We start from the raw sequence: 15,287 nt of genomic DNA, 5'->3' as shown, positions 1-15,287 counted from the left end.
ACCTTTAAGGAAGCTCGATTTGTTTATTTTCCTTTGATTCCTTATATAACACAATTGTATTGCCGATTGTCTGCACCAATTGAGAGCGGCTTCCTTTTACAAGAGCGTCCGCCACATCATTTTTATCCTCTTCGCAATTCTGGAGAACACTGACTTTAATCAGCTCTCTCGCTTCAAGTGCCTCAGCAATTTGTTTAATCATGTTGTCGTTTACTCCGCCTTTACCTACTTGAAAAATCGGCGTTAAATGATGCGCTTTTGAACGCAAAAAACGTTTTTGTTTACCTGTTAACATTCTGTTCCTCCTAATTTTCCTATTACAATTGATCTCATTTTTTCAATATCAGGCTCTTGTCCAGTCCATAATTGAAAGGATAATGCCGCCTGTTCAACAAACATGCCCACACCATCGAGTGTTTTTAAGCCTTTCTGGCTTGCTTCTTTTAAAAGGGCCGTCTGAATTGGATTATACACGATATCACATACGACAGCACTGCTTGCGGCACGCTGTAATGAAAGCGGCACTTCATCCACATTCGGATACATGCCCACTGATGTTGTATGGATGATCACATCATACTGCTCAAGACGTTCTTCTGCTTCTTTTATGCTTAATACTTCTTTATTGTGAAACGAGGGAGTGGATTCTGTAAGCCGCTTTGCTTTTTCCAGCGCCCGGTTGCAAATGTCAAATTTTTTTGGGCTATTACGGACAATTGTTGTAAAGATGGCTCTCGCCGCTCCGCCCGCGCCGATCATTAAAAATGACAGTTCAGAGATGGGCTTGTCTAATATCTTCATTAATGACTTTACAAAGCCTTCCCCGTCGGTATTGTATCCGACAAGCTTGTCTCCCTCTCTTCTGACCGTGTTTACGGCACCAAGCACTTTTGCACTCTCATCAATATGATCCAAATAATCCATAATAGAAACCTTGTGCGGGACAGTCACATTGATTCCTTGTACGCCTAGAGCTTTAATTCCCTTTACCGCATCCTCCAGATCATTCTCTTCCACCTTGAAGGCATGATAATGCCCGTCAAGCCCAAGATCTTTCAATGATGCGTTATGAATATCAGGTGACATGGAATGGCCAATCGGATTTCCGATAACCCCGTACAGCTTTTTCATACTCCTCTCCCCTTTTCTTAAATTAATGAGCGCCGAACAAATACATGAACGCCTTTTGGAGCGTATGCAGTTACCTTTTTATCGGCGTCATGGACAGTAACCCAGCCTAACCCAGAGAAAACGATATCTGTCTTTTTGTCTTTTATCGTAAACGTATGGGCGACCAATTCCGGAAACTCATCCATTTCATCTATACCCGGAGGCGTGAGCAATTCCCCTGCATGCTTTTCATAAAGCGCGTCTGCATTTTCAAGTTTTGTTCTATGAATCATCAGCTCATTTGGCATATAGCAAATAAAAGGAGATCTTTCCCCAGACACATAATCGAACCTTGCAAGTCCGCCAAAATACAGTGTTTGCTGATCATTAAGCTGGAAAGTGCGAGGCTTCAGCTCTTTTTTAGGGGATAGTATTTTCAGATCCTTCTTATTGACATAATGCGCCATTTGATGGTTGTTGATAATTCCCGGAGTATCATAAAGCGCTGAGCCGTCATCCAGCGGAATTTCAATCGCATCAAGGGTTGTGCCAGGAAATTGGGATGTTGTAATAATATCTTCTTCACCTGACACTTCTTTAATAATCCGGTTAATAAAGGTGGACTTCCCTACATTTGTACATCCGACAACATAGACATCTTTGCCGTTGCGGTAATGCTCAATCGCATCAATGACTTCTTTGATTCCCTGGCCGCGTCCTGCACTGACCAAAAATACGTCAACAGGTTTTAAGCCAAGCTCTTTCGCTTCACGTTTCATCCACTGAATCAGACGCTCTCTTTTCAGTGACTTAGGCAAAATATCCGCTTTATTGCCAACTAATAAGATAGGGTTCCCCCCCACCAAGCGCTGCAGCCCATTAATCCAGCTGCCGTTAAAATCAAAAATATCAACTATTTTTACGACAAGAGAGTCCGTTTCCCCAATACCGTGAAGGATGTTCAAAAAATCATCATCCGTTAAGGAAACATCTTGTATTTCATTGTAGTTTTTCAGTCTGAAACAACGCTGGCAAATCACATTTTCTTTCGTAAGCGATGCAGGCGGCGCGTACCCCAGACCTGTTTTGTTCTCGGTTTGGATTGCAACTCCGCATCCGATACAAACAACCTTTTCCATTTCTTACTCCTCCCACTGAATGTGCCCTTTTCGTTTGAGAGCACTCAGTATTCTGCGTTCAACCTGGCGATTAAAGCGCGTAATGAATCCGTCAGAGGAAGCGACAGGCACGACCAAAATCGTATGGTAGCCGTTTCGGTTTCCCCCGAGTACATCGGTCAGCAGCTGGTCTCCGATGACCACGCAGTCCTCTTTTTTCAGCTCCATATTGCGCACCGCTCTATTAAAGGCTTTACCCATCGGTTTTCTTGCTTTATAGATGAATGGGATTCCAAGCGGTTCAGAGAAAAGTTTCACTCTTCTTTCATTATTATTAGAGACGATTGTCACTTTAATGCCGTGTTCCTTCATTTCTTCAAACCACTCGATCAAGCGCGGCGTCGCGTTCGGCCTGTCCCATTCAACAAGCGTATTATCCAGATCAGTAATAATCCCTTTTACATTTCGTTCCTTTAATTTTTCAGGTGTAATATGAAAAATATTTTTTACAAACTCGTCAGGTAAAAAAAACTTTTTTAACAAAACCCGCACCCTTCCCTTTTCTTTCTCCTTAATATGATTGTCGAAAAAAATCGAACTTGCGCCTAAAGAAAAACTGAGCAAAAAAATTTCGACAAAAATTGGGTTTCTTCACCAGGTGTGGATAAATTTACACACACTATCCACTCTTATTACATCACTCTTTAGACAAATTATAAACACGATACTCACAAGTTATCCACTTTTTGGTGTGGATAACAGAACGATTGTTCTTATATTCATTTCATGGTAGATTAAAGATAACTTCAACCTCAGATAAACGCAACTTATCATTGTATGCGTTAAGATCATGAATGATTCCAACTTTTAAGGAGGTGCCTCTCCCATTAATTGGGTTCCTAGCATGAGAAAACTGTCTGATGAATTACTAATAGAATCTTATTTCAAAGCCACCGAGATGAATTTAAACCGTGACTTTATCGAGTTAATTGAAAACGAAATAAAAAGAAGATCGCTCGGACATATTATTTCCGTATCTTCTTAATAGGAATTTGTCTATTTTTTCCGGGCGTATTTCCTTTTTTTACTCAGATGACTGATATTATATCACTTCGGCTGCGCGCTTTACTACTATTTTCAGCAAAAAACACCCCTAAAAAGAGTGTTTTAAAGGGCCGGTTATTATGCTAACCAGTATATGCCGCCCACAACCAGGAGAACAACAACTAAAACAACAATAAAAGCGTATCCATATGCTCTGCCTGCGCCATACATGTGAAGCGCCTCCTTAATAAGGTTTTATAACAGCCTATGTAGGAGAAATAAATCGGACTAGGCGGTTGTCCGGCTCAACGCTGCAGAATCTGCCCATCTTGTATTCCTTCATATACGATCCTTGCCCCTTTAGGTGTCATATGATTGCCTGAAGGATCTATAAGACCGGATTGGATAAGCGCTTCATCAGTTGCTTTTCCGCCGTCTGCTTCTATAAAATGCTTCCAGTTATCTACAAGAGGGACATTCAGGCGCTTCGACACATCTCTTGTAATATCGTTGTATGAGTCGTGCCATTTCCTTGCTCCGCCTTTTGGTTCAAAAGCAGCTGCTTTATATCTGGAATAGTAAAACAGATGATGCTTCCCATTACCTTCTATAATCGGAATACACGTCATTAAGATTGGCTTGATCCCGTGTTTTCTGCTTTCTTCAATAAAATAAACCAGATTTTCTCTAAAACGCTGCTTCGACACTCTCGGTTTTCCCTCAGTCAGTATGGCGGCGTCATTTGTGCCGAACATAATAAACAAATACTTCGGTTTTTGATCCAGCACATCTGTCTGAAACCGAAGACGGGCATCCTCTGTCGTCTGTCCTCCGATTCCCGCATTGAGTATATCAAGGTTACCGCGTTCAGCTGTTTTAAGTATATTGACCCACTGCTGTGCTTTTGGATAATCGCGATAATCCCAATTAGAGCCACGCGTATTGCTGTCACCAAATGCTACAACGTCTTCGTATCCCATTCCCTCGCACCCTGCTGTAACGAACAACAGAAGGAAAAGGATGATAAAATGTTTCATCTTTACACCCCCAAAAGCCTCACCTTAATGTTATACCTCTGTTTCCCTTCGTTCAACGAAGAGTTTTTTTGCTAACACTGTTTTTTCCTATAGTTAACGTGTCCCCCTCAGTGAATATCATTCTGCTTTCATTGCGGCGCAGCAGATGACTTTTTATTTTTAAATTCCCTTCTCTCTAATCTGAAAAACACACAAACCAAAGGAAATAAATACGTTAAGATACAGCTTATCCCTTAAGGTTATGGTTACCCTTTCTATCTCCCCTATGTTAAGAAAACAGAGAGATAGACGGACAGCCTTTTTTATGAACTAAAAAGAATTATGTTCTTAACCTGGTTTTCAGTTGAACGGCTGAAATGACACCAGTTATACTAATTTAGATGACGGAGATTTTGGCTCCTGACATCATCTAAGTTGGGAGTGACATAGACTATGTTAAAAAAGGGAATAGGTATACTTGTGATTATCGCTATCATTGCAGTCGGTTTTTTTCAAAAAGAAGCTTGGCTTGATGCAATCAAAGCAGGGGGGATATTTTCCGTTTTATTTAGTATGCTGCTGATTGCTGTCGATGTTTTTTTCCCAATAGTGCCGTTTGCTTTAGTTGCTGCTTTAAATGGCGCTGTGTTCGGGACGGCAAATGGAATTTGGATTACACTGACCGGCTCAATGCTTGGTACAATATTGCTGTTTTTTCTCGCCAGGTACAGTTTTAGGGATTGGGCCAGAAGAAAAGTTCAGGCATATCCTGCCATACAAAGCTACGAGGCTTCCTTCAACAAAAATGCTTTTACCGCTGTTTTATTAGGAAGGCTGATACCGGTCATACCTTCCCTTATAATGAACGTGATCTGCGGACTGAGTCAGGTTCGCTGGCATGTTTTTTTCTTTGCATCTTTCATAGGGAAAATCCCCAATATTGTTGTTGTCACCATTGCAGGTGCCAACTTCACCAGCAATAAATTATTGTCTATCAGCATTTACGGTGCGTACATTCTGATCATCATGCTGGTCATATATAAAAAGTTCCCTCATCTTCTGAAGGTGCCAAAAAAATAAGGAGGCTTGTTCGCCCCCTTACTTTTTTTCCGTCGCATGGCTTCCAAATTTATTTCGAGGGGCAGCGACGTGCGACCACAGGAGTTGCGGTCTGCAGATCAAGCGTGGTTTTCGCCGTCCGTTTCCCTTCACCTATGGATCATTTTTCAAAAATGTCCGCTTCCCGCTTCCGACGGCGGTGTCCCGAAAAAGCAGTTCTACAATCTCCCATGCTTTATGATCACCCCCCACCATAAAACAGGCTCCATGTTGCGCCTTCATTCCGCCCGCCGTACCGGCATCGAGATAATGGATACCGCTTCTTTCATTTAATTGTAGCGGTAGATCGATTCTTTTTAACGATAATCATATCGACTTTTCTTAATAAAGGTCAAACATCACGCAAAACTGCATCATCTCTATGAATTGCTTTCCTATGTTTATTTTCCCTAAGCCGATTAATCCGATTTTCATGCCTGTTCTTCCTGATTGTCAAAAGCCTTTACTTTTTATGTTCCCTTTGTATTTGATACGCAGGAAAACAAATGAAACTACATCTTCTGCCCATTTTAATATGTTTTTCATGACCTGCTGTACCTGCCAGTTCCATTTCAGAACCCTCTTTAAATCCATAATTTTTACTTTATCCTTGATTTACCATCTCATTGAGTTAAAATATGGGAAGAGAATTTTCAGTAAAAGAAGGTGTCATGTTGCAGAATCAATCTTATACTCTTATTGGTGTTACGAAAACCGCTATATTCCTTTTATACGCTGCATTTGCAATGATCGGTCTTACCATCGGGTATTTTATCCCGCAGATTGCGAAATGGGCATTATCCCTCCCGTGGATTCCTTTTGAAGGACCGCTTCGGCTCATCACCTCTTTTCAGGGATCAACAGCTGCATTTATCACTGCTCTTCTCGGTATGACTGCAGGGATTTGGTTCGCTCATTCTGTTATTGCAATGCTGCTGTCTGTCAAGATTACAGATCACACAGTGGAATTCATGAAAGGAAAAAAAGTGCAATCAATTCATTCCGGTGACATCGCTCTTGTATTTATGGATCACAAACAGCTTGTCCTCCTAGGAACAGCCGGATATGAATTGGTACGGGAAGAAATTGATGAAAAACCAGTAAACGTTGAGAAGGCCTTTAAACAGCATCATTACGAATGGGCAGCAGATGGTGATCCGTTTACAGATCAATTTCGCCGATGGATTCCTGATGCACCTGACCTATCGCAAGGCGCCCATGCCTTATTAAAAGCTCGGCACAAAGCGCTGGAGGACGAAGAAAAAGACGATATTGAAGAATTCCGCCTCGAACTGGCACAATTGGGCATTGTTGTACGGGACGAGGGCACACGCCAATATTGGCGAAAAGCAGAAACCTATCCCCCGAACATTCAGCACGGCGAAGGGTTGTAACAACAGAGGCTCAAGAAAGAGCCTCTTCTTTACTACTGCACAATAAACAGCACTCTGGTGCCGTCAGGATAGCTGCTCATTTGATTCCCTACCCATGAGCCGGCCCCGCGATTATCAGAAGGCGTCACATATCGGACATCAGCTCCTGCGCCGCCTTCCTCGCAGACCGCCATCGGCCACTCATCCCGATCATAGCCCGGCTTCGTCGGAATACCCTTTAATGATTCCTCCCGCCTTTTGTCTGCTCCATCTCTATCTATGGTGCAAATCTCAGAATGTCCCTCTGCAATCGCATCTCTAATATGATCGCCTGTTTCCGGATAACGAGACAGCGGAAAATATAACACTTTGTCATACAAAGAAGCGCCTTGGATCTGCTGCGGAACCATTACACAAAGAAGAACTGCTGCAGCAAGAAACAAGCCTGCCATCCATTTTTTCATTCCCATCCCCCCATACATTTGTTCATTTCAATGTATGGGCGCATGATATAGATTATTTTTAAAATTTGAAGGTAGTATGCTGTTTACAAAAGCCAGGCTCCCCTGCGAGAAATTTCCCGGTACAGACACAGACAGCCTCCCGCCCACATACATTTACATATAGGCTTTTGCCTACATACTTTTGTGGAGGTGACGATGGTGACAGGTGTTTTCGCAGCGCTCGGCTTTGTTGTTAAAGAGCTTGTCTTTTTAGTATCTTACGTGAAAAACAATGCCTTTCCACAACCGCTCTCAAGCAGCGAGGAAAAAAAATACTTAGAGCTCATGGCTAAAGGGGATGAACATGCCAGAAACATGCTGATTGAGCATAATCTTCGCTTGGTCGCCCATATTGTAAAAAAATTTGAAAATACAGGTGAGGATGCAGAGGACTTAATCTCCATCGGAACGATCGGGCTGATAAAAGGAATTGAAAGCTATTCCGCTGGTAAAGGGACAAAGCTGGCGACGTATGCTGCGAGGTGTATTGAAAATGAGATTGTAATTACAAAAGGGGGGTGCATACCCCCCTCTTTAATACGTTTCAATATATACGGTGTCAGAATCCACAACGGTAACTTCTTTCACGATAAAGTTAACAATTGTTTTTTTATCTTCAAGAGTTAAGTTATCTGCACCGATTGATTGAAAATAGTCGATGGCTCTCTTTAGAGCATTTTCGCTTGAGCTTGTATCATCTAATACTTTCATTTTTGATTGAATTTCGTTACACTTTTCAGTAAGCTGGTTTTGTTTTTTTTGCAGCTCAATAATCTGTACTTTGATTTCATCAATATCTAAATCATCGTCATCACTTAGGCTGATTAGCGTTAAAAGACGCTTGCGGCCTTTTTTTGTTTTCTCTATCTCTTTTTGAATAAGTTCTAATTCATCAGACAAGTGATTTGATTGTTCAATCTCTTTAAAAGAAGCATACTTTTGAGGATTTGTGATAAATTTAAAAATTTCACCCCATACATGCCGGTTCAATTTATTCTCAGACATTTCTTTTCCGCAGCCGCGGTCCTTCGCTCCAGAATAATTTTTCCGGCAAGTATACACATAATAGTCTTTACCATGTGATTTTCTTTTCTTACCTGTCATGGTATTTCCGCATTTCCCGCATCTAACCAAACCCGATAACAAGTAATTGTGAGGGCTAATACTCAAGTGTTTTCTTTTACTTTGACCTAAGAGTTCTTGAGCATAATCCCATTGTTCAGCTGGAACAATTGCTGGAATTGCCACAGTTATTTGCTCTTCTTCAGGTCTAATTTTAATTATAGATTTGTTTCCTGCCTGTTTTGAAACATAAGAACCCTCAGTGTCATATTTATACTGCTTATGTTCACCCTTATAAGAAGAGTTCATTAATATCTGTCGAACAACCTGCCTGTGCCATACTTTGGCGCCTTTTTTTGTTTTAACCCCCATCTGAGTTAAATGTAGAGCAATACCATTTACTCTACCGAAAAAAGGGCTTTTATGATCGGTGAAATAGTTAAAAATCATTCGAATAATTTTGGCTTCCTCTTCAAATATCTCAAGAGTTCTTCTCTCTTTAACAAATTTATAGCCATATAGTTTGGAATCTTTAATAATCATGCCTTTTTTCATTTTTTGAAGTCGGCCGCTTGAAGTCCGTTCTTTGATTTTGGCTTTTTCAAATTCTGAAATTGCCCCGCGCATTGCGAAAAACAATTGACCCTCTGGAGAATTGGCATACTCGCCATTTACAAAAATCAAGGGTATGTTTCGCTTTCGCAGTTCATCATCAATGATAAGCTGATTCATTAATTTCCGAGAAAGACGGTCAGGATCATAACAAATAACTTGACTTATAAGTCCTTTGCTTGCATCCTCCCTCAGGCGATTCAAAGCCGGACGTTCTAAAAGCTCTCCAGAAAATCCTTCATCGGCATACTTCAGCACATCCTTAGTCCCTGCTTTCTTTATGCAGGCCTCGATCTGGCTGTCGATGCTCGATCCCTTGATCGCTTGTTCCTCGGTCGATACCCTTACATATATTGCTATCACCCTGGATCTCCTTTCTATAAAGTTTTATTAAATAATGATAGCAATCGTTAATGCATTTGTCAGCTTGCGATCCCTCGATGATTATTACCTTCATAAAATGCATCACCCCTTGGGTAATGCTATGTAACAGCTGTTTGTCCAAATGATGACCTTTTATGATTAAAATTGGGTTAATCTTAGTCGTCAAATAATGATATAATTTAACATAATTAACCACCCGAATGAGAACGTTTGTTTGAATACGGGATTGTCTTGATTTATTATAGGAGGTAGGATTTATGTTTAACGATGTTATTCAATATGTTCAATTTTCAGAGTTGGATGTTTATGATCCCTTTTTCTCCAGCCTTATCGAAGATTACGTTGGCTTTGAAAAGTGGTTTCAAAAAAAAGCAATGCAAGGGGAAAAAGCTTATATACTTAAAGAAGATAGGTTGTTAGGTTTTCTATACTTGAAAGAAGAGTTTGAATCTGATGAAACAATCAATCCTATTTTTGAAAAAAAAAGACGTCTCAAAATTGGTACTTTTAAAATAGAAGCACATGGCACTGTTCTTGGACACCGTTTTATTGGAATAATACTTAAAAAAATGATAGATGAGCACTACTCAGAATGTTATGTTACAGTTTTTGAGAAACAAAAACCACTAATAAAGTTATTTGAAAAATTCGGGTTTACTTTATGGGGTAGGAAAAATAATGGTGAATTGATATACATAAAAACATTAGAAAAAACGAATGATATATTTATGGATTTTCCACGTATCGATACACAAAATAAAAATAAATATATATTATCTATATATCCGATATGGCATACGAAGTTATTCCCCAATTCCAAGTTAAATACAGAACGGAATCATAAAATTGAAGATCTTTCTTTTACTAATACAATCGAAAAAGTTTACTTATCTGGCATGAAGGGACTGGATGAGCTTACCCGCGGTGATCTAATCGTTATATATAGAACTGCAGAAAGTGGAAAGAGAGCAGAGTTTTCTGCTGTGGCTACTTCAATCTGTACAGTTATTGAGAATAGAAATATCCATGAGTTTAATACCATGGAAGAGTTCATTAGTTATTGTGGGAAAGGAACCATATTTAGTAAAGAAGATTTAGAAAAATTTTGGTATACAAAAAAGTATCCATATATAATTAAAATGCTTTATAATATTTCACTACCCAAACGTATTATTAGACATCATTTAATTACTAACGGCATAATTGAGAGAAACGCTTATGCTGGCTTTATTAAACTTACTGATCAAGCCTTTGAAAAGATTCTAAAGTTAGGTGAAATTAATGAAAGTTTTATTATCAATTAAACCAGAATTTGTTGATGAAATTGTTTCTGGTAAAAAAAAATTCGAATATAGAAAACAAATTTTTAAAAGAGATGATATCTCTTCGGTAGTAGTCTATGCTACTAAACCATTTGGGAAAGTCGTAGGTGAATTTGATATTGAGACTATTTTAATTGACAACCCAGATATTATATGGACAAAAACAAAGGACTATTCAGGAATAACATATAAATATTTCAAAAATTATTTCAAGGGAAAACGAACTGGTTTCGCAATTCAAATTAAAAATTTTAAACAGTATGACATGCCTTTGGATTTAAATGAATTCGATAATAAAATAAAAGTAGCTCCACAATCCTTTTGTTACACAGAAGGAGGACTTTGATGGATTATATTTTCTTAGCAGGAGTACACGGTGTTGGAAAATCAACCCTAGCTTCAAAACTAGAAAGTTTAATTGACATTGAATGTATTTCAATTAGTGATCTAATTAGAAGAGCCGGGAAAAAAATACCGATATCTGAAAAAAACACAGCTGGTATTTCTGGTAACCAGGAGTTATGGAAAAATGAATTGTATAAGCTAAATCTAAAAAAAACATTTTTGTTGTTGGATGGACACTTTTGCTTATTAAATAAAAACAAAGTTATATTCCCTTTACCTCTTAGTACTTTCGAAAATACTAAAATGACAAAAATTATCCTTGTACAACACCGTCCTTCAATTATTCGAGAGCGCCTTCTATCTAGGGATAATTTAAGTTATTCACTTGAATTGATCGAGGAACTTCAAAAATGTGAGATAAAACGAGCAAAAGAATATTCACGTAATAAAAAAATAAAACTATTTATATATAATGAAGATAAACCTTTAATTGATTTAATTAATTTTATAACTGATTAAAATGTTTTTCTTCAAAGGGTGAGGTAAGAGAATGCATCATAATCTTAAAATTAATAAAGAGTACTTTAATCCAGTAATTAAAGAAATTAAAACATTTGAAATTAGAAAAAATGATAGGAATTTTCAGTTAGGCGATAAGATCACTTTAAAAGAATGGGATGCGAAAACAAAACAATATACAGGGCGTAAAGTTAATATTGTAATTACCTACCTTACAGACTTTGAACAAAAAGATAATTATGTTGTTTTTAGTTTCAAAATATTATAAAGTTATTTTATTTTTAATATAACTTCACCCTTAACTTGCATTTTTCCAAAAAACCCTCTCAAGTATGAGAGGGTTTTTATAGATTAAGTCTGTAATCTGATACCTGCCATTTGCATTTCAGCATTAGTCTTATGGGCCTCACTATGCTGGTTAGATTGTTCAGAAGCCGCAGTAAACGCAAATAAACCAGTAGTTACAATAACAGCAGAGAGAAATACGCAAACACCTTTTTTAATATTCATATAAACAGTCACCTCGCTGAATTTGAAGCTGCGCTTCAACCATTTTATCATAGAAAAAACTGGATTCTTCAAATTCTCCGCCTTCTCTATAATATTCTGCAGTTAGCAGCGTTATGTGTTCCGTAAATGAGAACATGTGACTTTCATTAAGATCATTCAATATATTGAGGATACCCTGTTTATCAACAGACTCAATATATAAGGCATTCAGAAACTTATTCATTGATAAGAAAAGTTCATCATTAAATTTTTGTGCTGTTTGAATCCCTTGCTGCAGAACCTTCTGTCCTTCACTGAACTTTTGTTGTTTAAATAAAACAGTGGCCAAAGAATGGAGCGTGTGAGGGAGTGTTCTTAAATTTGCTTTTTCTGCAACTTCTGCTGCTTCTTTCAAATATCCCTCGGCTTTACTTGGTTGTCCCATGTAATGATAACATTCGCCTAAATTATAAAGAGCAGAACTTATTAGTCTGTCGTGCCCTAATTCCTTAGAAAGCTTCAGGGCTTCTTCAAGATGTTTTAACCCTTTTTCATAATGTTTAAAATCGAGATAGTTACCTACGATTACAAACAAGCTTTGAATTTTCCTTACAGTATACAGCGGATTCTGATCATAAATCTCTAGTGCCTTTAAAATGTGATGCATGGAAACGTGGGTTTGTTTCATGTTGTAATAAGCTTCTGCTACTTTAAAATGAAATTCAGCTTGTTCGATTTCATCAGTAACAGCATAAAGTTCTTTTTCAGCTTTACGGTAATAGTTTATAGCTTCCACAAATTCTTGCTGATCAAATTCGTACATACCGCGGAAAAATAGTGAGTAATATTTCAGGAGACCGGTTAATTTCTTTTGGGGAGCTTCAATTTTTTCAAGTAATTCTGAGATGGTTGGACGTGCTGTTCTATACTTTTTTTCTGGCTCTAAGTAGTCGAGCATAAGTTGGTGTCGAAAGCTCATGAGTGAATAATATATTAGTAAATACTCATCCTCTTCCATCTGTTTAATTTCTCTTTCAACTTCCGCTTTTAAAATTTCAGCATCCGGAACACTAAACTGACGTATCATCTTATACCATTCGGTAATCTTAACCCCTACATGTGAGGAAGGTAAAACCGGATTCACATGATCCCTCCTTTTATGTCTTTTTATGTAATATTCTAACATTTCTAAAAAGTGTTTGGACCGCAAAAAAACCGCAAACTTTTTATTCGGTATCTTTGATATGGTCAATCAAGATAATTTTAAGTTCGTTTCTTCTTTCTTCCATGGTAATATTTTGTTATATAATTAAATGAGAGGGTATGATTATGAAAGTCTTTGAAGCTAAAACACTTATGTCTGAAGCTACAGACCGCGCCAAAGAATATAAAGAACTAAGGACGCAAATGGTCAACTTGAGAAAAGCTTTACAAAGCGTTGCTGAACTGGACGACAGCGAATTCTCAGGTAAAGGCGCTAATAACATGAAAGCATTCTATCACGATCATGTTGGTGTCACTGATCAATGGATCGACTACATTGATATGAAAATCGCATTTTTTAACAGCATTGCCGGAGCTGTCGAGGACAAAGGCCTCTCTGATGCTTATATTGAAGAGTCTTTTCTAGAACATGAACTGGCTAACGCCCATAAAAAATCAAAGTCCATCATGTCTGAACAGAAAAAAGCCATGAAAGATATTCTAAACGATATCGACGACATCCTCCCGCTCGACTTGTTTTCAACAGAAACCTTCAAGGATGAGCTTGCAGATGCCAATGACAAACGCAAAAAAACAATTGAAAAACTAGGTGATCTTGACGAAGATTTACTGACAGAATATGCCCTGTCAGAACCTAATGAACAATTCATCAAGTCAGACTTCCAAAAGCTCCAAGAAGCAACGGGCAAAGGCAAAAACGCTACGCCCATCCACTACAACGCCAAGGCATACCGTGAAAGCGACATACATAAGAAAAAAGGCGATATTGAAAAGCGAACGGAAGCTTATTTGACGATTAAAAAGAAAGAAGAAAAAGAACGGGAAATTAAAGATTTAAAGAAAAAGCTAGCTGACGGAGTGACTGACCCGGATGAATACTTAAAAATTGCCAAGAAGGTCGGCTATGAGAATCTTACCCCTGCACAGCTTGAATTTGTTTCATTTCTTGAACAGCGTAAAGCTTTCATGGATAACGGAAAAGAAGTGTTACGAATCATAGGTGATGGCGCCAAAGGTGCGATTGTTGGTGTATATGATCTTGCCAAGGATACCGGTGAAGGAGCCATTCAATTCGGATGGAATATCGGTTGGACAATTGACAACTTAAACAAGGATCCTCAAAAAGTGCTGGATACAGTTCTGGAATACGACTATCAAGCTGCCTTTCAAAGTATGGTCGACACATTGAAGGATAATTGGGATACAAAAATGATTCACGGGGATGCATACACACGGCTGCACTATGTTACTTATTTGGGCGGAAGTCTTCTGTTATTGAAAGGTGGAAAGTCCTCTGTCTCAACAGGCTCGAAGGATCTTGCTAAAGTTGGGAAAACAGCTAGTGATACAATTAAGAAAGGTGGAAAGTCTGTAAAACAGTTTGTCAAATCTCCTGTTAACCGGTATACTCCTGCATTAGAAGGAATCCTTCAAGATGCTGAGAATACCATTAATGTAAAAAATACTCCACTACTAAAAAGTATTGCGGAAGATAAAAAAGAGAGTGTTCTCAGAAGATCTGAACGTTCTAACAATAAGGGTACGGGTAATGTAAGGCATTTAGATGATGTGCCGAGAATAAAAGAAGTTGAAGTTAATTTTAAAAGAAATATAAAACATGATCCTGAAGAATTTGCAAGACAACTAAAAGACCAAGAAAAAGGGATGAACGAATTAACAGTTGACGAATATTTGAGAAATAGAGAAAGATATATTGCTGAAGGTAGAGCTATTGAAGGAAATGCTGCTCAAAAAATGGCTAGACAAGAAGCACTTAAAGATAAAATTGCTGAACTACGAAAGCAAGGACTTTCAAGAGCCGATGCGACTAAGCAGGCTTCAGAATGGATGGATACACAAGCTGCGCTTCACAATCCAGATCAAATAGCAGGAGGAAGGGCAGACAATATTGGTGGTTTAGGAGATAAAAGAGTTAATTCCTCCTTGGGATCACAATGGAAATATAGAATTGATATTGTTGATGAGCAAATTAGGGAAATGGCAAAGAATATGTCACCTGAAGAAATAAAGAATACTTATTTGAATGTAAAGTTGAGCCAATAAATAA

General features: G+C 38.4%; 17 protein-coding genes and 3 pseudogenes. 9 read left to right on the top strand and 11 right to left on the bottom strand.

Annotated features, from left to right (window positions below):
* Nucleotides 1–4: 4 nt before the first annotated feature.
* Genes yhbY through NZD81_RS02920 form a run of 4 tightly spaced genes read right to left on the bottom strand, consistent with a single transcriptional unit; the run spans nt 5 to nt 2,771 of the window.
* On the bottom strand, nt 5–295 hold the full coding sequence (gene yhbY, locus NZD81_RS02935) for a ribosome assembly RNA-binding protein YhbY (protein ID WP_014664674.1): 291 nt from the start codon (nt 293–295) through the stop codon (nt 5–7).
* Nucleotides 289–1,131 (bottom strand): shikimate dehydrogenase, encoded by an 843-nt coding sequence (gene aroE / locus NZD81_RS02930; RefSeq protein ID WP_282372756.1) that lies wholly within the window; start codon nt 1,129–1,131, stop codon nt 289–291. The genes yhbY and aroE overlap by 7 nt, the downstream gene beginning before the upstream one ends.
* Before the next feature lie 17 nt (nt 1,132–1,148).
* Entirely contained in the window at nt 1,149–2,249 is a 1,101-nt protein-coding gene (gene yqeH / locus NZD81_RS02925) for a ribosome biogenesis GTPase YqeH (RefSeq protein WP_282372758.1), read from the bottom strand.
* A 3-nt stretch (nt 2,250–2,252) separates the two neighbouring features.
* Entirely contained in the window at nt 2,253–2,771 is a 519-nt protein-coding gene (locus NZD81_RS02920) for a YqeG family HAD IIIA-type phosphatase (protein ID WP_003226126.1), read from the bottom strand.
* 361 nt (nt 2,772–3,132) lie between these two features.
* Here NZD81_RS02920 and sda point away from each other — a divergent pair, with 361 nt between their 5' ends.
* A complete protein-coding gene (gene sda, locus NZD81_RS02915) occupies nt 3,133–3,273 on the top strand; it encodes a sporulation histidine kinase inhibitor Sda (protein ID WP_003226124.1) in 141 nt (46 codons plus the stop codon).
* A 304-nt stretch (nt 3,274–3,577) separates the two neighbouring features.
* On the opposite strand, the gene NZD81_RS02910 is transcribed toward sda, so the two are convergent.
* Entirely contained in the window at nt 3,578–4,309 is a 732-nt protein-coding gene (locus NZD81_RS02910) for an SGNH/GDSL hydrolase family protein (RefSeq protein ID WP_014664678.1), read from the bottom strand.
* A 432-nt stretch (nt 4,310–4,741) separates the two neighbouring features.
* On the opposite strand from NZD81_RS02910, the gene NZD81_RS02905 reads away from it, so the two are divergent.
* Nucleotides 4,742–5,368, top strand: coding sequence for a TVP38/TMEM64 family protein (locus tag NZD81_RS02905; protein WP_103030674.1), 627 nt, complete (start codon nt 4,742–4,744; stop codon nt 5,366–5,368).
* A 162-nt stretch (nt 5,369–5,530) separates the two neighbouring features.
* On the opposite strand, the pseudogene NZD81_RS21240 reads toward NZD81_RS02905, so the two are convergent.
* Nucleotides 5,531–5,762: pseudogene (locus NZD81_RS21240) on the bottom strand (NAD(P)-binding domain-containing protein); the annotation flags it as partial.
* Nucleotides 5,763–6,057: 295 nt separating this feature from the next.
* On the opposite strand from NZD81_RS21240, the gene NZD81_RS02895 reads away from it, so the two are divergent.
* Complete coding sequence (locus NZD81_RS02895; RefSeq protein WP_282372762.1) at nt 6,058–6,780, top strand: YqeB family protein; 723 nt, start codon at nt 6,058–6,060, stop codon at nt 6,778–6,780.
* Between the two features lie 32 nt (nt 6,781–6,812).
* Here the strand turns inward: NZD81_RS02895 and nucB are convergent, their stop codons facing one another.
* Nucleotides 6,813–7,223, bottom strand: coding sequence for a sporulation-specific Dnase NucB (gene nucB, locus NZD81_RS02890; protein WP_069149902.1), 411 nt, complete (start codon nt 7,221–7,223; stop codon nt 6,813–6,815).
* Nucleotides 7,224–7,418: 195 nt separating this feature from the next.
* Here nucB and NZD81_RS02885 point away from each other — a divergent pair.
* A pseudogene (locus tag NZD81_RS02885) lies at nt 7,419–7,769 on the top strand (sigma-70 family RNA polymerase sigma factor); the annotation flags it as partial.
* Nucleotides 7,770–7,796: 27 nt separating this feature from the next.
* On the opposite strand, the gene spoIVCA reads toward NZD81_RS02885, so the two are convergent.
* Both spoIVCA and NZD81_RS02875 read right to left on the bottom strand, forming a co-directional pair.
* Nucleotides 7,797–9,257 carry a site-specific DNA recombinase SpoIVCA gene (spoIVCA, locus tag NZD81_RS02880; protein WP_234398263.1) on the bottom strand — a complete coding sequence of 487 codons (1,461 nt, stop codon included), beginning with the start codon at nt 9,255–9,257 and terminating at the stop codon, nt 7,797–7,799.
* Nucleotides 9,215–9,393 (bottom strand): annotated as a pseudogene (locus NZD81_RS02875) (hypothetical protein). The gene spoIVCA and the pseudogene NZD81_RS02875 overlap by 43 nt, the downstream one beginning before the upstream one ends.
* Before the next feature lie 184 nt (nt 9,394–9,577).
* Here NZD81_RS02875 and NZD81_RS02870 point away from each other — a divergent pair.
* From NZD81_RS02870 to NZD81_RS02855, 4 genes are read left to right on the top strand one after another with little or no spacing between them, the layout of a single operon-like run.
* Entirely contained in the window at nt 9,578–10,624 is a 1,047-nt protein-coding gene (locus tag NZD81_RS02870) for a hypothetical protein (RefSeq protein WP_212082281.1), read from the top strand.
* Nucleotides 10,602–10,988 carry an ASCH domain-containing protein gene (locus tag NZD81_RS02865; RefSeq protein WP_129508140.1) on the top strand — a complete coding sequence of 129 codons (387 nt, stop codon included), beginning with the start codon at nt 10,602–10,604 and terminating at the stop codon, nt 10,986–10,988. Before NZD81_RS02870 ends, NZD81_RS02865 begins: the two co-directional genes overlap by 23 nt.
* Nucleotides 10,988–11,506, top strand: coding sequence for an ATP-binding protein (locus NZD81_RS02860; RefSeq protein ID WP_289859420.1), 519 nt, complete (start codon nt 10,988–10,990; stop codon nt 11,504–11,506). The genes NZD81_RS02865 and NZD81_RS02860 overlap by 1 nt, the downstream gene beginning before the upstream one ends.
* 31 nt (nt 11,507–11,537) lie before the next feature.
* Nucleotides 11,538–11,774, top strand: a complete 237-nt coding sequence (locus tag NZD81_RS02855) for a DUF3850 domain-containing protein (RefSeq protein WP_103804248.1) — start codon at nt 11,538–11,540, stop codon at nt 11,772–11,774.
* An 83-nt stretch (nt 11,775–11,857) separates the two neighbouring features.
* Here the strand turns inward: NZD81_RS02855 and NZD81_RS02850 are convergent, their stop codons facing one another.
* Entirely contained in the window at nt 11,858–12,016 is a 159-nt protein-coding gene (locus NZD81_RS02850) for a hypothetical protein (RefSeq protein ID WP_167470882.1), read from the bottom strand.
* Complete coding sequence (locus NZD81_RS02845) at nt 12,006–13,181, bottom strand: response regulator aspartate phosphatase (protein ID WP_374953989.1); 1,176 nt, start codon at nt 13,179–13,181, stop codon at nt 12,006–12,008. The genes NZD81_RS02850 and NZD81_RS02845 overlap by 11 nt, the downstream gene beginning before the upstream one ends.
* A gap of 143 nt (nt 13,182–13,324) precedes the next feature.
* Here NZD81_RS02845 and NZD81_RS02840 point away from each other — a divergent pair, with 143 nt between their 5' ends.
* Nucleotides 13,325–15,283 (top strand): T7SS effector LXG polymorphic toxin, encoded by a 1,959-nt coding sequence (locus NZD81_RS02840; RefSeq protein WP_289859405.1) that lies wholly within the window; start codon nt 13,325–13,327, stop codon nt 15,281–15,283.
* Nucleotides 15,284–15,287: the final 4 nt, after the last annotated feature.

The sequence above is a fragment of the Bacillus sp. B.PNR1 genome (genome assembly GCF_030386235.1).
Lineage (GTDB): Bacteria > Bacillota > Bacilli > Bacillales > Bacillaceae > Bacillus > Bacillus stercoris.
This window is presented reverse-complemented; position numbering and strand designations above follow the sequence as displayed.

What these genes read in the sequence shown, in the direction of transcription:
- yhbY (WP_014664674.1), bottom strand. Translation starts at nt 295, where the DNA reads ATGTTAACAGGTAAACAAAAACGTTTTTTGCGTTCAAAAGCGCATCAT.
- aroE (WP_282372756.1), bottom strand. Translation starts at nt 1,131, where the DNA reads ATGAAAAAGCTGTACGGGGTTATCGGAAATCCGATTGGCCATTCCATG.
- yqeH (WP_282372758.1), bottom strand. Translation starts at nt 2,249, where the DNA reads ATGGAAAAGGTTGTTTGTATCGGATGCGGAGTTGCAATCCAAACCGAG.
- sda (WP_003226124.1), top strand. Translation starts at nt 3,133, where the DNA reads ATGAGAAAACTGTCTGATGAATTACTAATAGAATCTTATTTCAAAGCC.
- NZD81_RS02910 (WP_014664678.1), bottom strand. Translation starts at nt 4,309, where the DNA reads ATGAAACATTTTATCATCCTTTTCCTTCTGTTGTTCGTTACAGCAGGG.
- NZD81_RS02905 (WP_103030674.1), top strand. Translation starts at nt 4,742, where the DNA reads ATGTTAAAAAAGGGAATAGGTATACTTGTGATTATCGCTATCATTGCA.
- NZD81_RS02895 (WP_282372762.1), top strand. Translation starts at nt 6,058, where the DNA reads ATGTTGCAGAATCAATCTTATACTCTTATTGGTGTTACGAAAACCGCT.
- nucB (WP_069149902.1), bottom strand. Translation starts at nt 7,223, where the DNA reads ATGAAAAAATGGATGGCAGGCTTGTTTCTTGCTGCAGCAGTTCTTCTT.
- NZD81_RS02870 (WP_212082281.1), top strand. Translation starts at nt 9,578, where the DNA reads ATGTTTAACGATGTTATTCAATATGTTCAATTTTCAGAGTTGGATGTT.
- NZD81_RS02865 (WP_129508140.1), top strand. Translation starts at nt 10,602, where the DNA reads ATGAAAGTTTTATTATCAATTAAACCAGAATTTGTTGATGAAATTGTT.
- NZD81_RS02860 (WP_289859420.1), top strand. Translation starts at nt 10,988, where the DNA reads ATGGATTATATTTTCTTAGCAGGAGTACACGGTGTTGGAAAATCAACC.
- NZD81_RS02855 (WP_103804248.1), top strand. Translation starts at nt 11,538, where the DNA reads ATGCATCATAATCTTAAAATTAATAAAGAGTACTTTAATCCAGTAATT.
- NZD81_RS02850 (WP_167470882.1), bottom strand. Translation starts at nt 12,016, where the DNA reads ATGAATATTAAAAAAGGTGTTTGCGTATTTCTCTCTGCTGTTATTGTA.
- NZD81_RS02845 (WP_374953989.1), bottom strand. Translation starts at nt 13,181, where the DNA reads ATGTTAGAATATTACATAAAAAGACATAAAAGGAGGGATCATGTGAAT.
- NZD81_RS02840 (WP_289859405.1), top strand. Translation starts at nt 13,325, where the DNA reads ATGAAAGTCTTTGAAGCTAAAACACTTATGTCTGAAGCTACAGACCGC.